Here is a 15,279-nt window from a genome sequence, read left to right on the forward strand (position 1 = left end):
TCGTTGAGGATGCACTGCCAGGCGCATCCAGCGCTGCTGTCTTGCCTGCTGTGGGCCTAGCCATGTCGTGTCGCCTCCACCGGCGCCAGCCGGCTGGCCCGGATGGCCGGATAGATGGTGACCAGCAAGGTCAGCAACAGCACGAACAACAGGCTGAAGGCCAACTTGCCGGGGTAAATGAAGGAGAAGAAACGATCGGGCAGCAGCACACCTCCAGCCTCCAGCGTGGTACCGAACACCTCGCGGAAGTTCAGCCCCTCGGTGGCAAAGTGATAGTGGCCGGCATACCCCAGGGCACCGCCCAGTGCGATGCAGAACAGCGCCAGGAACAGGGCCTCCCAGAACACCACCCGCACCACCAGTGCGGGGCTGGCCCCCAGCGCCAGCATGACCCCGAACTCGCGGGTACGCTTCATCACCGAGATCAAAATGGTGTTGAGGATGGCAGCGGCCACCACCACAAAGACGATGACCATCAACAGGTACATGCCCGCCGCATCCAACATCACCGCCGAATGCAGCTCCGGCGCGACCTGATCCCAGCGCAGTACCTCGTACTTGCCAGCCGGCAACTGGCTAGCCAACCTGGCCGCCACCGGCCCCACCTTCTCCACGTCATCGAGATACAGCGCCAGCACGCTCACCTCTTGCCCAAGCCTGGCCAGCCGCTGTGCATCGGCAATGTCCAACTCGGCCCAGAAGGCATCCAGCTCCTGCATGCCGGTCTTGAAGATACCGGTGACCAGGAAGGCCTCGCGCGACAGATCGGAGCTCCCCTTGGGCTTGACGCTGACAGTGACCCGGTCGCCCAGCCCCACTTCCAGATTGCGCGCCAACTGCTCACCTATCACGATGCCGGGCAAGCCATTGCCTGAGCGCTCGCGTGGCAGCTCGGCCAGGGTCTGGCCAGCCATCATCGACTTGCGGTCGGCGATGCGCGACACCTGCACTTCCAGGCCCGGGTCCACCCCTGCCAGCGTGATGGGCACGCCATTGGCACCTGCCTGTATCAGGCCATTCAGGTGCAGGCGCCGCACCATATGGGTCAGCTCGGGCACACTTTGCTGCAGCTGCTGCCCCGTGTCGGCGGCATCTACCAGCAGGTGTTCCAGCGAGGGATCATCGTTGTAGCCCTGCTGGTACACCAGCACATGGCCCAGGCCCATCTTGATGCCGATATCGACCATGGCCCGATGACCGCCGTCCGACAATCCCTGGAACAGGATCATCAGGCTGACGGTGGCCACGATCATGATGGACGTCAGCAGGCTGCGCTGACGGTTGCGCAACAGATTGCGCATGGCAAGTTTACGTTCCAGTTTCATGCAGACCTCATGCCCAGAGCCGGTGAGATACGCGCCGCCCGGATGGCCGGGTGCAGCGCTGCCAGGATGGCGATCAGCCACATGGCTACCAAGGGAATCACAACACCGCTGGCCGTCAGTTCAGCCCGCAGTACCGGCGCCACTTCCACCCCGGACAGCGAGAACTCGCCAAAGCTGCGGATATCCCAGCCCACCTGCTGTAGGTACAGAATCAGCCCCAACCCCAGCACCAAGCCCGCTGCTGTGGCCAGCAGGGTCAGCAACAGGGTTTCCAGCAGTACCAGCCAGGTCACGCCCGGTGCCGACAAGCCCAGTGCCTTCATCATGCTCAACTCCTTCTGCCGCTCCAGCACGCTCATCAACATGGTGTTGAGCACGCCGCTACCGGCAATCAGAAACACGATGAAAACCAAACTGCCCATCAGCATGCGGTTGGAGGTGATCAAGGCCAGGATGTCCGGCCGCAACGCCGCCCAATCCTGCACCGACAAGTCCTGGCCACCGCTCAATACCTGCTGCAGGCCGGCCGCGAGCGCCTGCGCCTGCTGTGGCTGCTGCACCCGTATGGCCAGTTCATGCACCTGCTCCTGCAGGCCCAGCATCTGCTGCAAGTCCGCCAGATGCAGCAAGGCGCGGGTACGGTCCAGCAGGTCGGTACCGGTACGGCTTATCCCCACCACCTGAACCTGCAGCGATAGCTGGGCGCCTTGCGCGTTCTCGTACAGCACCGTCACCAGATCACCAGGCCGCACGCCCAGATTGCGGGCCAGCTTGTTGCCCAAAACCACGGCGGGAGGCTTGCTGGGGGTCGGGGCTATCTGCTCGACAATGGCTTGGGTCTGCGCCGCCAGCCCGGCCGGTGCCGCAGCAGTGGGTGCCGCATCCAGTTGCTCGATCTGGTCGAAGGCGCTGGCAATGGCCTGCTCGGTCAACGCCCTGTCCTGGGCCGCCTGCGCCTCGGTCAGCTGCTTGCCAGCCGGCCAAGGCGTGGGGGCGGCCGGTAGAAATCCACCCGCCACGATCTGCAGTGGCATACGGGTCACCGCCCCCTCATGCACCGGGTCCACGCCCAACAACTGCACGCCGATGGCACGCTGGCGATAGCTGAGATAGGCCCAGCCATACAGGCGGCCACTGACTGCCGCAATACCCGGCTGCGCTGCCACCTTCTCGCTCAGTGCCGGCGCCTGCTGCACGGTCTTGAGCAATTGCCGGCGCGACAGGTAGTCGGGATGGTGCACTTGGATATGGCCCAATTGCCCATCAGTAGTGCCGTTGATCAATTCCGCACTGAGCCCCTCCATGATGCCCAGCACGGCAATGCACATGCCTACCCCCAGTGCGATACCCGCGCCGGTGATCAAGGAGCGGCGCCGGTTACGGCCCAAGTTACGAAAAGCAATCCTTGCAATGGCGTTCATGCACCGTCTCCTATTGCAAGGCGCGTTCGCCGAAGTTCTCGGCGGACACCTTCACGTTGAACTTCAGCTTGCGATACTCGATCTCGGTGAACTCACCCCGCTTGGCCGGCAGCAGCATGGTCATGCGGGTAGGCACGGTCTTGCCGTCCATGGCCTTCAGCGCCGAATAACTGAGCGTGCGCGCAGCCTGAGCGTCGTCAGCACGCTGGAAGTAATCAAGCTGCTTGGGATATGCCCGTTGCTGGCCATCCAGGTACAGCTGGTACACCACCTTGCCCCAGGCCACGGGTGCAGTCGGCTTGGGACTGAGCTTGATGGTGTAGTGGCGGACCGCCCCTATGCCCTCCTCCTGTCCGGTCTGTTGCTGCAGCAATTGGTAGTCGTAGTGGCGTGACAGATCCGTCTCCCGCATCAGGTCGTCATTGCTGAAGTGGCTGCCCATCCAGTTGTCACCCAGCATGGAGCTGCCCATGACCGTGACCCGGCTGTTGCGTGGGTCGTAGAAACTGATCTTGTCGTCCACCTTCACCGTGGCATTGCCGCGCCACAGTGCCGGTCCCAGCATCTTGATCAGGACCTTGCTCGATTCTGCCCTGTCGTCCGTCAGCACCATCAGGTCATACTCACGCTGATAGGCTTCCTTCTTGATCTTCATGCTCATGATGGCGGCCGATGTATCGCCGCGCAGTATGGTCTCTGCCTGCTTGATCCATTGCTGTAGGGGCAGGCTGTCCGCGGCACTGGCATGGGCCGCGAGGCTCAGCAGCAATGCCAGGGGAACGGTAAGGGTGCGATATGTAGCCATGCTGTCTTTCCAACGGAATGATGATGGGTGCACGGTGCGGCTGCGCCGCAGGTGGCAAACGGAGCTCAACATGCCAGCGGACTCACCGCGCGGCGGTAGCGGAACTCAGTGGTGGGCGGCTGTATCGGCTCACCCAGGCGAGCAAAGAACCAGATCTCATCGGGCTCGGCCAGCAGGCACTCCAGCCGCTCGCGTATCTCGCTGTGCTGTAGCACCACGCTGACCGGATGCAGTGCCATGCCCCTATCGGTGGCAGCCAGCCATAAATCCAGCATGGCCTCACCGGCCAGTAGCTGCTGCTCAGCCGCCCTGGCCGGGCTGCCGGCATAGCTCAGGTAGCACAGCGCGGCGCTGTTGCGTACCAACCCGCCCAACTGGCTGGCGATATTGCGAGTCAGGCCAAACCTCGCCGTCAGGGGTAGCAGGGCAGGCGCCAGGGCAGCGCGATAGGCCCAGCGCTTCCATGCCGGCAAGGGGCCGGTCAGTTGCTGAATATTGAATCCCTCGCCCTCTATCACCCCGCTGCGGGCCGAAAAGTCGATATAACGGTAGGTCTCCCGCCAGGCGCGGCTGTCGCTGAAATCGCGCTCGGCATACTGGCCCACGAACCGCGCCAGCCGCTCGATATCGATGCTGTTGTCGCAGTGTGTCCAGCGTAACGGGCCGTCGTCCTGAAGGCGGTAAGGCAGCACGGTCGGAAGCGACGGTGCGGGGCCGCCCCGAACTGGCCGCTTGTAAGGCGTCCGCAGGGTGCGCCGGCTTTCCACCAGTTGCTGCAGCCGTGCCAGCGCTTCCGCTTGCGGCGCTTGCTCCACCGCCCCCAGCAGCAACACCAACAGGGGCTCGCAATGATGCAGTTGCAGGGCGCCCAGCTCGGTCAACGCCGCACTATGCTCAGGCACCAGGCGAGCCTCCACCATCACGCCCTGCAAGCGCAGGAAGTTGTAGAAAAGCGTGGCAAAGGCTCCTGCACTCATGCGCATTTCACGCCGCAGCGAGGGCAAGGCCGTCAGGCAGCGTTCACGATCCAGCCCCAGTACCAACACCTGTCTCAGGTCGCGATGGGCTCCGGGAACCAGGTCCAGGTGGGTGAAATAGAAGTCCGGCTCGAAGCTGCACACCTGCCATGGCTGGCAGTTGTGCGACGACGGCGCCAGCCTGGCCAGATCGGCAGCGCGCTTGATCTTTTCAGCAATTAGCATGGTGTCGTGCAGGTTCAAAACACGCTCACCAACTTCTCACGGTTCAACTCAAACCCGTGCATGCGCGCCAGCGCCTCGATTTCGCGTACCTGGCGGGTCGTCACCGCCCCCTTGCTGTAGTCTGACTTGATGCCTGCCAGCCCCAGCAACAGGGTCTCACCGGCACAGGCGTAAACCTGGCCACGGCCAAGCTGTATGCCAGGCAGGTCAAAGTCGGGGTTGTGCGGCATGCTGACCACGCCCCCCCGTATCAGCCGCAGGCTGGGCACCTTCTGCGACAGATCGCGGACTACGTCCCCCGGTATGGCGATATCACTGATCAACACCGGCTTGTCAGCGGCGAAGTGGCTGGCATCAAGGAAAGGCTTGCTGCTGTTGGAGGCACTGACCACGATATCGGCCGCCCGGCAGCTGTGGGTTTCCTCGCTGTAGGCCAGCAGGCCTTCCGCCATCAGATGATGCATGGCAGCGACCATTGCGTTCTCGGATGCCATGCCATCGCGCAGCGCGTGCTGATAATGCTGGGCAAAGCGCTGCTTGAGCAAACCGCCACCAGCGGCCTCTGCCTCCACCTGCTCGGCCAGGTCACGCACCACATAGTCAGCCACAGCAGCCAGGCGGGATCCCGCGCCAGCACGCCCCACCAGGGTCAGACGGGCACACTCATGGGCGATCAGGGCGGCATGCACCATGCCGATATTCCCAGTGGCCCCCACCACCGCCACGTGTGCCTCGCCCAGCCGCAGGCCATGCGCGGCGGCACTGTGGCGTAAGGTGGCCAAACTGGTCGCCACGGTCAGCGCATTACCCGAGGTCACGGCAGGAAAACTGTAGTCGAATTCACTGCAGTTGGCCGTCACGATGGAGGTGTAGCCGCCGAAACCGACCATGGAGCAGCCATCCTGGCGGGCCAGGTCGTAGGCAGTCAGCACCTGCTTGCGGATACGGTCCGATTTGTTGAAGCGGATGTCGTCCTCTATCGTCTCCGCATCCATCAGGATGCCGTAGAGTATGACCTCCACCTGCTTGCCCAATGGCGAGCGCACCTGCCGCCGTACGATGCGCTGCGGCTCCAGGGTGGACTGTATCTGTTCCCGCAGGCGGCACAGCTCATCCTCGTCAAAGGCGGCCAGCGACGGATCCCACTCCAGCAAACTGCTGGTGTCGATCAGGTGGGCGATAAAACCCACCTTTTCCATGGCTACCGCCTCCGCCGGCTCGCGCTGCGGATGCAACAAAGGGGCGTTAGCCTTGGCCGGCTGCCGTCCTGCTGCACCGGGCTCGATCAGATAGGCCAGCAAGCCCGCCACATCATCACCGGCCAGCAAGGCACACAGATCATCCAAGCCCGCCTGCAGCTGCGGGATGTACTCAGGGCGGAAGTAAGCCGAGGGCTCCAGCCGCAGTACACCGCGCTTGCCCAGCGAAGGCAGCACCCGTATCTGCCGGCGATGCAGCAGATAGCCCGCGCAGATCATGCTCAGCATGCCGTCCTGCGCCAGGCTGGACAGTACCGCCGAGGGATGAGCCGACAGGTCCTGCAACTCCAACCCCAGCATCGTGCCCTTGCCGCGCACATCCTTGATCACGCCAGGCCATTTGCGCTGTAAGGCCTGCAGGGATTCGGTCAGGGCGGTGCCCAGTTGCGCACAGCGTGCAGGCAGACCATCACGCTCAATGATCTCCAGCGTACGCTTGGCCAGGGTGGTCGACAGATCGTCCTCGGCAAAGGTCGAGCTGTGCAGCATGCTGAACTCATTGCGGTAGCGGTCGGCGGCTATCGCCAGTGCCGAAATTTTGGCGTATCCGCCACCCAGCGATTTAGAGAAGGTCAGATAGTCGTTGGGCAGGCCCTGCGCATGGCTCTCCAGAAAGCTGCCCGAACGGCCCAGGCCACACTGTATTTCGTCGGCAATGATGGCCACCTCAGGGTGCTCGGCCTTGATACGCAGCAGCAGGGCGCGACGCTCGGCACTCACCTCCACAATCCCGCCCTCGCCCTGTATGGGCTCATATATCAGGGCCGCCAGGGTGTTGAACTGGCGTACTTCCAACCGCAACGGCGCAAAGGCAAACTGGTAGTAACACTGCCGGCGGCTAGCCAGCAGGTCGGCAAATGCCGCGCAATCGTCAATGAACACTGCATCAGGATTGTTGCGGATAAAGGGCAGGCGGGCATCGCGGTTCCAGGTCAGCGCCAAGGAACCACGGGTCTTGCCGTGGAAGGCCCCCTTGAAGGCCGCCACAAACTCATGGCGATTGAAGGCTTGCTGATTGCGGTGTGCCAAGGCCGTCAACAGCGCATCCAGGTCGTCCAGCGGCTCTTGCTGGAGCACCCGTTCACACTGCAGCAGAAACGCCTCGCTGATCTCCAGTTCACCGCGTTCCAGCTTGATCTGCAGCATGCGTACGCTATCCGCCGCTTCGTCGGCCATGCGCTGCAGGCGACGGGCATACTCATACTGGGCATGCTTGATGGCCGCCTCGACCGCCTCGGTGCCGGTATTGAGCACCACAATCTGGTAATCGCGCCCACAGTGGCGCTTCAAGCTGTTTGCCAAGGCTTCACGCAAGGCCACCGATTGGCCGCGCCTGGCACCCTGGGCATGGATGGGACGACCTGCCGCCACGCATTGCTCCAGCGCCTGGCGTATCTCCGGGTGGTTATGTCCCAGCAGGGTGGAACCAAAGCCCCCCACCATGTCCAGTATGGGGGTCAGCCCGGTTTCGCCGTCTTCGCCGCCCTCCATATAGAGCATATCGCCCTCGGCCTTGCTGAAATCTACCAGCAGGCCGGCTGCCTGCAGCAGGGCTTCCTTACCCATCACACTCTGACCGACCAGCTTTTCCATCTTCCTCGTTCCTTCTTGCTTGTTTGGCTAGGTATTTAGAGCGGCTAACAAAACCGAGCGTAGCGGCTCTGGTTAGGCGTGCGAGCGATGGCAGTACGTGGGTACGGCGAGCTCGCACAACAACACCAGATGGGTTTTGTTAGCGGCTCTTATTGGCTGGATGCCTGGCGTATCGACACTGCCGACCGCAATTGGCGGGCAAGGTTGTTCTTGAGGACTTCTGTCGTGCCGGAGAACACGCTGGCCGGCATGGCATTGCGCAACTGCCGTTCTATCTCGCCGCAGAGTATTCCCTGGGCACCATGAATCTGGACGGCCGCCAGGCCGTTCTGCATGGCCGCGTCCGACACCAGCAGCTTGGCCATGGCCGCACAGGCGCTGTCCGGCCGGCCCTGGTCCAGCAACCAGGCCGATTTGTAGATGGCCAGCCGAGCCGACTCCAGCCGCAGCGACATATCAACCAGCTTGTGACTGACAGCCTGGTAGGCCGAAATGGCCTGGCCGAACTGCTGCCGCGACTCGCTACGGGTCGCGCAAAGTTCCAGCTGGCGCTGCATCACCCCCAGGTACAGGGCAAACAGACAGGTACGCTCCCACTCCATCGATACCTGGAAGATCGGGCCACCACTGCCCTCGGCGCCGATACGGTCCTCCTCGGGCACCCAGACATGTTCAAAGCGGATATCGCCCATAGCCGCCGTGCGCAGCCCCAGCTTCTCGTGCGGCACCGCGCTGATGCTGACCCCCGGCGCATCGGCCGGCAGGATAAAGGTACTGAAATCGAAATATCCCTGGCCCGGGCCGGTACGGGCATGGACCAGCAGGAAGTCCGCCACCGGTGCATTGGTGATGTAGCACTTGCTGCCATTGATCACATAGCCCGGCCCCTCCTTCTTCGCCTGGGTCTGCATGGCGAACACATCCGAGCCGGCCTCAACCTCGGTCACCGCATGGGCGCCTATCTGCCCCTGCATGACCCGAGGCAGCCACCGCTCCAACTGCGCCGGCTTGCCATACTTGAGCAAGGGATGCAGGCAGGCACACAGATGGGCCGACAGCGCGAATACCAGGCCGGTGTCCTGGCAATGCTGCCCCAATGCCTCCAGGGCCAGGGCGGCATCGAGGGCGCCATAGCCCAACCCGCCTCGCTCGGTATCGACAAACAGGCTGCTGAAACCGTGCCGGTGCAGCACCTGCCAGAGCGGTCGGGAAAACGCCGCAGCCAGGTCGCGCTGGGTCAGTTGGGGATCGGCCAGTTCTGCGGCGATCTCGGCAATGCCGCGCTGGATGGCGGCTTGCTGTGCATTAAGCGAAAAATCCATGGTTTACTCGGGAAGGGGTGCAGCAATGGGAGGAGATTCCATCAGCAGATGGAAATTGATACCGCCGGTGCCAAAGGCATTGATGGCGACGCGGCGCGGCCCCTGCGCAGGTCGGGGCCAGCTCTGCGTATGCGCCAGCACATCGAAGCCTCGCTCAGCCAGCTGCAACTCAGGATTCACGGCACCGCGCAGGCGGTTGGCTGGCAACTGTCCCCGCTCCATCACCAGCACCGTCTTGATTACGCTGGCCATGCCCGCTGCGGCAAAGCAATGGCCAAAACGGGTCTTGAGCGCGCCCAGCTTGCGCGTACGCCCCGGCAGGGGGCGGTAGACCTGGGCCAGTGAGCTAATTTCCACCTGGTCCCCAATCCGGGTGCCGGTGCCATGGGTCTCAATGAAATCTATCTGATCCGTGCCGTGCGGGGACTGGACCAGCGCCCTTTCCATGGCCTTGACCTGCCCCTCGGTATTGGGAGCTATCATCGACTTGGCATCCGTGCTGCCGGCCAGCGCGGTAATCAGCGCACGCGCAGTGAGGCCAGCCGGCAAGTCATCGGCTCGGCGCAACACCAGAGTGCCGGCGCCGTCGCCGGGAGTGAAGCCGCTGGCCGTGCTGCTGAAGGTGGCAATCAGGTCTGGTGCCAGCATCCGTTGCGAAGAGCACAGGCAAAGGTCATTGATATTGACCGGCAATTCCACCCCGCTGACCAGGGCCACATCACACCGACCAGCACGCAGGCTGTTCACTGCCAAGTCCAGGGCCGCCAGCGAGCCGGCACAGGCTGCCTCCACCGCCACGCACTGGGCGCGTAATCCAAACTGCTCCGCCACCAGCCGGCTGATGCCACTGGCAGCCAGCAGCTCCAGCGCCGGCGCATGCTCGCCCTGCAGAGCCCACTGTCGCGACACCGCAGCCAGGCCAGCCTGCACCGCAGACTCAGCAAGACCCTGCGCCTGTGACACCTTGCGGAAGCAAGCCACCACCTGCTGGCGGAAGTACCGGCTGGCGGCTAGCTTCTCTACGCCCAGCGTGAGGTTGGAGGCAGTCACCGCCAGCACCCGTCCCCCCACTGCCGTCGCAGGAACGCTGCGCACCGCCTCCTGCGCCGCCGTACAGGCCGCCAACTGGGCCGGCCCATAACCTTGCTCGGCCAGTCCTGTCTGTATCCGCTCCAGCCAGCCCAGCGGCATGGCAGAGGCGCGGGCGATGTAGTAACTCCCAGGGGCTGCCGGATCATCATGGCGGTAAACCTGGGGCATGAAGCGCTGCCCATCCAGGCTGCCAAAGCTGTCAGCTGCACCACTCAGGTATTCCCAGTATTCATCCAGGCCAATGGCCTGACCGAAACAGCCTCCCATGCCCACCAGCGCAACAGGCTGCTGCGCCGTGCCGACGGGCGTAGCTGTGGCAGCCCCAGGAAATTCGCTTTGCAGCCGCACGCCAAAGGCACAACCGCGTAGATCCTCGCCCGCTACCAAGGCAGCAATGGCACCGCCACCCAAGGCCACGGTCTGGCTGGGCAGTATCAGGTTGAGTAAGTCAGTAAAGGGGCGAGCTACCGCGTCACTTGGGTCACGGGAAGGCGGTACCTGGCGGTGTCCCAGTACCAGCAGCGCCTTCAACATCCCGGTTAGCACACTGGCCGCATAGGTGTAGCCCGTGGCATTCTGGGCGGCCCCCCAATAGCACTTGCGCTGTGCATCACTACGGTAGGCAGCGGCAGCAGTCGCCGCCAGCATGGTGGCGTAGCGGGCCTCACAGCAATTGCGCAGCATGTCCACATAGACCAGGTCGGCAGTGCACAGGGCCGATCGCTGCATCGCCAGCTCAGCCTCCTCACCGGCCGGGCAGGCGTACAGCCCCCCCAGGTAGGCCAGCGCCCTCGGCTCCGGCTGATGGCAGGCTTTCAGCACCAGGGCGCAAGCACCCTCACCCACCCCGCCCAAGCCTTCCTCGGCATGCGTCGGTCCGGGTAGCTCGGCAGTAATGCCCTGGCCTGCCAGTACCTCCAGCATCAATTCCGATTCCAGCCCCTGCCCTGCCAGCAGCAAGACGGCCTTGGCACGACCCTGCCGCAAAGACTCACACGCTGCCAGCAAAGCCTGAACACCGCCACCATCGAGCGACTCCAGCGCCATGGACTGGCCGCGCAGCTTAAAGAAGCCGGCAATGCGGGCAGGGATGGAACTGGCCATCTCACCCACCTTGTCGTGCGAGCTGGCCGAGAAATCCTGCTGCAGCCCCTGGCGCAGCTTGCCTGCCAACAGCTCAGCGTGGCCATCGTCACCTGCCGCTGCCGTCGCAAACTCAACAGCCAGGTGCTGCGCCTGTATACGGGCAAAGTTCTCGTAGCCGCGGTTCAGGCCAAAGCCACTGCAGAAAATCACATCGGTGTACTCGGCATCAATGCCACCGTCCGCCAAGCCGGCCTGCTGCAAGGCCTGCTGCGCCAGCTCGAACAGGTGCAGCTGCAAGGTGTTGATGGAGTCCCGATAGATGGGGGGAATCCCGAACTGCGCCAGCTCCGCACGGACCGGCCCCATGCGCCGCAAACCTTCCGCTGCAACCTGCCTTGGCATCTGCAAGCGCTGCCACAGCGCATCCGGTGATTCTATACCGGCATAGCGGCAGGCCATCCCCACCACGGCCACTGCCGGTGCGTGATCGTCTGTCCGCTGCATCAGGCGCTCACCAGTTTGTCGGCATCAGCCAGGGCTCGGTAGTCAATCTTGCCATTGGCGTTTTTCGGCAATGCTGCCATCTGGCACAAGCCATGTGGAATCATGTAGCGCGGCAAACGGGTCGCGCAGAATATCTTGAGGTCGGCAATCGAAATGCTGGCATCAGCCTGACGGGTCGCCAGGTAGACCATCAGCCGTACAACAGGCCCAGCTTCCGCCAACACCGCCACCTCATGGATATCGGGATGGGTGGCCAGCACCGCCTCGATCTCGCCCAGCTCTACCCGGTAGCCATTGAGTTTGAGCATGCGATCCATACGGCCGTGGTAGACCAACACCCCATCGCGGAACGACCCGTAGTCACCTGTGGCATGCTGATTGAGCACATGGTTCTCGGCATTGACGGCATCATGCCGCCGCCAGTAGCCCGGCGTGACACAGGCACCCGCTACCCAGATCTCGCCAAGCTGGCCCTCTTCCATCCCCAGGCGACGGCCATCCTGATCGCGTAGCCAGACCTCTGCCCCCCGTATGGGTCGGCCTATGGGCAACGGTGCCGATCCTGCCAGGTCCGCCTCGCTGACCTTGTGATACAAACACACATTGGTCTCGGTCGGGCCATAGAAATTGTAGAGCTGGCAACTGGCCGGCAACTGCCTCGCCAGCGACTGCAGCTGCGGCAAGGGCATCACCTCGCCGGCAAAGATCACATAACGCAGGCTCAGCGGTGCCAGCGCCTGCCAGATACCTGCCCGGCTCAGCAGGGCCAGCAGCGACGGCACGGTGTACAGCACGGTAATCTGCTGCTGCCGCAGCACATCCGCCAGACGGCCCAGGGTTTGCTGCTCCTGCTCTTGGCTCACATAGACCGAGGCGCCATGCAGCAGGCTGCAAAACAGGTCGAAGGTGCTGAGGTCGAAATTGAAGCTGGCAATGTTCAGCAGCCTGTCATCCTGGCTCAGTGCGAGCTCCTCGCCACACCAGCCTATGAAGTTGGACAGGTTGCGGTGACTCAGCTGCACACCCTTGGGCTTGCCGGTCGAACCAGAGGTATAGAGTATGGCGGCCACCTGGCTGGGCGGCACCGGCATCCCAACATCCAGCGACAATTCCCTGTCCAGCAGCATGGCATCGCGCACCACCACCAGCCTGCCATCCTCGCCATCAGGAGCCTGCTCACCCTGCGACAACAGCAGGATCAGGCGCTCCACGCAATCGGGCACACCCAGCAGCTGCAGTTCGGCATAGTGGGCGGAATCGACTATCAGCACCCTGGCCTGCGCATCCTCCACGATGCCCGCAGCACGATGTACGGGCTGGCCGCCATCCAGTGGCACATAGCAGGCACCTGCATACAGGCTGGCCAGGATGGACAAGGCATAGTGATTGCCCTTGCCCATCCAGATCGCCACCCTTTGCTCGGCCACATCGGCAAGATGCTCACTCGCCAATGCAGCCACCCAGGCGGCCGCTCGTCCATAGCTGATGCCCCCCTCTGCCAACAGGAAAGGCCGCTCCGGACTAGTCTGGGCGTAGCGCGCAAGGGGCTGGTGCACGGCCTCTGGCGGTGCAATCTGACGGTGTTGTGGCATGGCGGGTCTTCCGGTGTTGGTCTGACGCGGGCTAGGTTCGAAGAAGCGAATACAGCGCGGGTTTCAGCGGCTGACCGGCCATGGCGGGCCGGCCAGCCTTCGGCAGATGGCTAGTGCCTGGCGAACAGCTGGTTTTCCTCCGCCGCCTCGGTAAAGATGGCGATGGCTTGGTCCAGATCCTCGCGGGTATGGGTGGAGAGCACACTGACACGTAAGCGCGCATCGCCCACCGCCACGCCAGGAAACACCACGGTCTGGCAGAACAGGCCGCGCTGCCGCACCGACCGGCCCATGGCCATGGTCTTCTGCTCATCACCAATGACAATGGGAATGACGGCACTTTCGCTGTGCTCGGTATTGAATCCGGCAGCCTGCAGGGCAGTGCGGAGGTAGCGGATATTGGCCCACAGGGTCTCCAGCCGCTCCGGTTCCTGCTCCATCAATTCCACCGAGCGGATCAGGCCGGCAGCCACGCCGGCCGGGATGGTGGCGGCGAAAACATAGGAGTTGGCGTAAAAGCGCAGGTAGTCGATCACCTCACGGTCACCCACCACAAAGCCCCCCATACCGGCCAGCGCCTTGCTCATGGTGCCCACCTCCAGGTCTACCTCGTGGCCCAGGCCGAAGTGCTCGGCCGTGCCAGAGCCCCGACGCCCCAGTACGCCGGTAGCGTGTGCATCGTCTATCAGCAGTCGGGCATCGTATTGCCGCGCCAGGGCCACCATCTCCGGCAGCTTGGCAATATCGCCATGCATGCTAAAGACGCCGTCCGCCACGATCAGCTTGCCGCCCGAGCGGCTGTCCGCCTTCTGCAGCGCCATCTCCAGCGAGGCCATATCGTTGTGCTGGTAGATTCGGCGTGCAGCGCCAGACAGCTTGCAGCCATCCTGTATGCTCATATGGTTGTAGACATCGCTGATCACCGTATCGTTACCGCCCAGCAAGGCCGAGATCACCCCCACATTGGCCGAGTAGCCGGACGGAAACACGATGCAGGCCTCTCGCCCCTTGAAGGCAGCCAGCTTGGCCTCCAGCTCCAGATGCAAGGTATTGGTACCCCCGATAAGCCGGCAACCGGTATTGGTGGCGCCAAAGCGCTGGGTTGCATCGACGATGGCATCAATCACACGGGGATCGTTGGCCAAGCCCAGGTAGTTGTTCGAGGCAAACATCAGGAACTCGCGTTCCATGCCGCTGTATTCGTCGAAGATGACGGCACGGTTGGTACAAGCGCTACGGAACGGCATGCCGTACCAGAACAGCCCCTTGTCCGTACGATCGCGCAGGAAAGGCGCGAACCGCTGCACCTTTCCAAACAGGTCGCGACCGTTGTCGCCGGCAAAGTCACGCATGGTCAGGCTATCGTAGTCAGACGCGTCTTGCAGCCCAGCAGCAGTCTCCGGCTCAACCACCACCGCCTCCCCTCCCGCCTGCAGCCGCGCCGCTGCGCCAGCTTTTAGTGGGTAGGCGGCAAACCGTTCGATCAGGCTGTCCAGTGTCTCCATGCCACTGGCTTCGGCAGCCACCGGCAGCTCGAACAGCTTGTTCAGGTCTGCCACGATATAGGCCAGCATGATGGAATCCACACCCAGGTCTTCCTGCAGCAGGGCGGCAGGCTGCAGATCAGCCAGGGCATACTGGGTATGCTGCTTCACCACGTCCAGGATGACAGCACGGCGGGCGTCTCCGCCCTCCTCGTCAGAACCTTCCGCCCCATCCTCCGTGGCAGCCGCCTGCAGGCGGGCCAGCAGTTGGGTGGCATCGTTGCGGAGCGGATAGGGTAGAAAACGCGCCATCAGCATGGCCAGGGTTTCCACGCCCTGGGTGCCCACGGTATGCGGTACCTGAAACAGCTTGTTCAGATCCGCCCCAATGTAGGCAATCATGATGGAGTCTATGCCCAGCTCCTCCTGGAGCAAGGCGTCGGCGATCAGATCCTCTTCGGCATAGCGGGTATGCGTCTTCACGACGCTGAGGATCAGTTCTTCCGGTGCTGATCGCGAGGCGATGGCTTGCTCATTCATTGCGCGGTCCTTGTGCGTGGTCTGGGCCAGCCGGGCAAGCGGCGGCAAAAATCG

The 15,279-nt window shown here is 63.2% G+C and carries 9 protein-coding genes; all 9 read right to left on the reverse strand.

Annotated elements, in window-relative coordinates:
- Positions 1-56 precede the first annotated feature (56 nt).
- The 9 genes from QQK16_RS02835 to QQK16_RS02875 all read right to left on the reverse strand — a co-directional run bounded on the left by QQK16_RS02835 (position 57) and on the right by QQK16_RS02875 (position 15,225).
- Positions 57-1,325: an ABC transporter permease gene (locus tag QQK16_RS02835; RefSeq protein WP_284194908.1), complete on the reverse strand. Its 1,269-nt coding sequence runs from the start codon at positions 1,323-1,325 to the stop codon at positions 57-59.
- Positions 1,322-2,746, reverse strand: a complete 1,425-nt coding sequence (locus tag QQK16_RS02840) for an ABC transporter permease (RefSeq protein WP_284194909.1) — start codon at positions 2,744-2,746, stop codon at positions 1,322-1,324. Before QQK16_RS02840 ends, QQK16_RS02835 begins: the two co-directional genes overlap by 4 nt.
- Before the next feature lie 10 nt (positions 2,747-2,756).
- On the reverse strand, positions 2,757-3,551 hold the full coding sequence (locus QQK16_RS02845; protein ID WP_284194910.1) for an outer membrane lipoprotein-sorting protein: 795 nt from the start codon (positions 3,549-3,551) through the stop codon (positions 2,757-2,759).
- A 65-nt stretch (positions 3,552-3,616) separates the two neighbouring features.
- On the reverse strand, positions 3,617-4,753 hold the full coding sequence (locus QQK16_RS02850; RefSeq protein WP_284194911.1) for a hypothetical protein: 1,137 nt from the start codon (positions 4,751-4,753) through the stop codon (positions 3,617-3,619).
- A 14-nt stretch (positions 4,754-4,767) separates the two neighbouring features.
- Entirely contained in the window at positions 4,768-7,605 is a 2,838-nt protein-coding gene (locus tag QQK16_RS02855) for an aminotransferase class III-fold pyridoxal phosphate-dependent enzyme (protein ID WP_284194912.1), read from the reverse strand.
- A gap of 149 nt (positions 7,606-7,754) precedes the next feature.
- A complete protein-coding gene (locus QQK16_RS02860; RefSeq protein ID WP_284194913.1) occupies positions 7,755-8,927 on the reverse strand; it encodes an acyl-CoA dehydrogenase family protein in 1,173 nt (390 codons plus the stop codon).
- A 3-nt stretch (positions 8,928-8,930) separates the two neighbouring features.
- Positions 8,931-11,609: a polyketide synthase gene (locus QQK16_RS02865; protein ID WP_284194914.1), complete on the reverse strand. Its 2,679-nt coding sequence runs from the start codon at positions 11,607-11,609 to the stop codon at positions 8,931-8,933.
- Positions 11,609-13,201: an amino acid adenylation domain-containing protein gene (locus QQK16_RS02870; RefSeq protein WP_284194915.1), complete on the reverse strand. Its 1,593-nt coding sequence runs from the start codon at positions 13,199-13,201 to the stop codon at positions 11,609-11,611. Before QQK16_RS02870 ends, QQK16_RS02865 begins: the two co-directional genes overlap by 1 nt.
- Positions 13,202-13,311: 110 nt before the next feature.
- Complete coding sequence (locus QQK16_RS02875; RefSeq protein WP_284194916.1) at positions 13,312-15,225, reverse strand: aminotransferase class I/II-fold pyridoxal phosphate-dependent enzyme; 1,914 nt, start codon at positions 15,223-15,225, stop codon at positions 13,312-13,314.
- Positions 15,226-15,279 lie beyond the last annotated feature (54 nt).

Source organism: Chitinimonas prasina, assembly GCF_030160395.1.
GTDB lineage: Bacteria > Pseudomonadota > Gammaproteobacteria > Burkholderiales > Chitinimonadaceae > Chitinimonas > Chitinimonas prasina.

What these genes read in the sequence shown, in the direction of transcription:
- QQK16_RS02835 (WP_284194908.1), bottom strand. Translation starts at nt 1,325, where the DNA reads ATGAAACTGGAACGTAAACTTGCCATGCGCAATCTGTTGCGCAACCGT.
- QQK16_RS02840 (WP_284194909.1), bottom strand. Translation starts at nt 2,746, where the DNA reads ATGAACGCCATTGCAAGGATTGCTTTTCGTAACTTGGGCCGTAACCGG.
- QQK16_RS02845 (WP_284194910.1), bottom strand. Translation starts at nt 3,551, where the DNA reads ATGGCTACATATCGCACCCTTACCGTTCCCCTGGCATTGCTGCTGAGC.
- QQK16_RS02850 (WP_284194911.1), bottom strand. Translation starts at nt 4,753, where the DNA reads ATGCTAATTGCTGAAAAGATCAAGCGCGCTGCCGATCTGGCCAGGCTG.
- QQK16_RS02855 (WP_284194912.1), bottom strand. Translation starts at nt 7,605, where the DNA reads ATGGAAAAGCTGGTCGGTCAGAGTGTGATGGGTAAGGAAGCCCTGCTG.
- QQK16_RS02860 (WP_284194913.1), bottom strand. Translation starts at nt 8,927, where the DNA reads ATGGATTTTTCGCTTAATGCACAGCAAGCCGCCATCCAGCGCGGCATT.
- QQK16_RS02865 (WP_284194914.1), bottom strand. Translation starts at nt 11,609, where the DNA reads ATGCAGCGGACAGACGATCACGCACCGGCAGTGGCCGTGGTGGGGATG.
- QQK16_RS02870 (WP_284194915.1), bottom strand. Translation starts at nt 13,201, where the DNA reads ATGCCACAACACCGTCAGATTGCACCGCCAGAGGCCGTGCACCAGCCC.
- QQK16_RS02875 (WP_284194916.1), bottom strand. Translation starts at nt 15,225, where the DNA reads ATGAATGAGCAAGCCATCGCCTCGCGATCAGCACCGGAAGAACTGATC.